Source organism: Shewanella sp. 10N.286.45.A1 (assembly GCF_041470405.1).
Taxonomy (GTDB): domain Bacteria; phylum Pseudomonadota; class Gammaproteobacteria; order Enterobacterales; family Shewanellaceae; genus Shewanella.
Window position 1 is genome coordinate 1 of sequence record NZ_JBFRMK010000432.1, and the last position, 1,651, is coordinate 1,651.

3 protein-coding genes are annotated in these 1,651 nt (G+C 40.6%); 1 reads left to right on the forward strand and 2 read right to left on the reverse strand.

The features are described from left to right. Positions 1–53 precede the first annotated feature (53 nt). Complete coding sequence (locus AB4238_RS22235) at positions 54–542, forward strand: hypothetical protein (protein ID WP_372035788.1); 489 nt, start codon at positions 54–56, stop codon at positions 540–542. A 259-nt stretch (positions 543–801) separates the two neighbouring features. Here AB4238_RS22235 and AB4238_RS22240 read toward each other — a convergent pair whose 3' ends face one another. Beyond that, entirely contained in the window at positions 802–1,146 is a 345-nt protein-coding gene (locus AB4238_RS22240) for a 5-carboxymethyl-2-hydroxymuconate Delta-isomerase (RefSeq protein WP_372035790.1), read from the reverse strand. A gap of 35 nt (positions 1,147–1,181) precedes the next feature. Continuing rightward, complete coding sequence (locus AB4238_RS22245; RefSeq protein ID WP_372035792.1) at positions 1,182–1,532, reverse strand: VOC family protein; 351 nt, start codon at positions 1,530–1,532, stop codon at positions 1,182–1,184. Between the last annotated feature and the right edge of the window lie 119 nt (positions 1,533–1,651).

The window sequence follows — 1,651 nt, forward strand, 5'->3', positions numbered from 1 at the left end:
ATCAACAGCCCCTAGTCATTAGACTGGTATTTTACCAACCATGAGATAACACAATGAGTAGACTAAGTTTAGAAAAGTTAGCGAAGGCTACGCCAAAACACAGAGCTATTGTAGGTAAAGCTATTGCCGATAGTCTGAAAAGTATTCAGTCTGCCAAAGAGGCTGCTGAATACACAATAGGACGTGCCAAAGGTCGTGCTAGTGTAGTTAAAAGTTTCGTTATCCGTATCGAGGAATTACCGCACAATAATAGAGGCAGCCACCACCGTCAGGCTTACTTGAATCCTATAGGCGAAAATACCTTTAACTTTGCCGCAAAATTCCATCAAACGCCCCATTATGGTGAGCACTATTCAAAGCGCTTAGTCGCTGATGCCAATAAATCGAGTAATAACTTTGATTTCAGAATTGAAATGGTTGATATAGCGATTGCCGCCCAGAGCGCTATAGAATGGGCTAACTTAATGGATATTCCAGAGCACAAAACCATGTTAAAAGAGTTTAACGAGTTCTCTTCGTCTATCGGTGAACCAACATATTAGCTGGAAATGCCCCACTCCTAGTTGAAGCCGATAACTTGGGAGATAATTACCGTTGCACTGTGCTAATCAGATTGTTTTCTAGCCAAAAGTAAACGGTTAACGACTCCAGAAACTCACTGACCATAAGAGCAGCGCACAGCTGCTTATAATTCAAAATTGTTACTGGCTAAACTAAGTAAATAGAACCACGAATCAGCTACAAGCTAAGCCTAGGCTTAGCATTTATCGTCATAACATACTTATATTAAGTCCCGCCCGATTAATTAATCATCTTAATATAATGCTGCTTATTAATATCAACTATTTCCATCGTTACGCTACTCACAGAGTTGGTGATGAGTGAAATAGCCTCAAATACTCGCTCTAGTAGCAGCGCTTTTTGCTCATCTGTTCGACCAGGCATAATGGCCGTATGGATGTGCACAAAGGTATTTTCTTGATCTTCACCAACTCGAAAGTGTTCAACCCCATGGACGCGAGTTTTCACCGCTTGCGGCTCAAATAATTGCGAGTCAATCAAAGCTTGATGTGTCGCCTCGACCAAGGCTTCGATTGAAATAACGTGCTTTAATGGTTTAGCGTATTCAATAACACAATGTGGCATGTTCAGCCCTTCTTCTTTTAGTTATATCGCGTTGGCTACTCAGACCAAATCGCATATTCATTGCCATTAGGATCTAAAAAGTGAAATCTTCTTCCGCCAGGAAATTCGAATACCTGTTTACTGATAGTACCGCCAGCATCGGTGACTTTTTGCAAGGAATTAGCGAGCTCATTTGAATAAATCACTAACAAAGGTGAGCCCTTTGTTAACGTAAAATCTTGCTCGGATAGATAGAATCCGCCAGTTATTCCAGCGTTTAGAAAACAACTATACTCAGGCCCATAATCGACAAATTCCCAACCGAATACTTGGCCGAAAAAATCTTTTGTCGATTGAATATCCTTAACAGGCATTTCCAAATAATTTATTGTGTGGTGTAGGCTCATCCATTGCTCCCAGTATCTAAAAATACTCTTTTTGTATAAAACCATAGCACGTTCCGTATGCTCTCTGAAAATTTTCCCCATAAAAAAGGGAGCCTTAGCTCTAATGCCGGTCAGTTAAG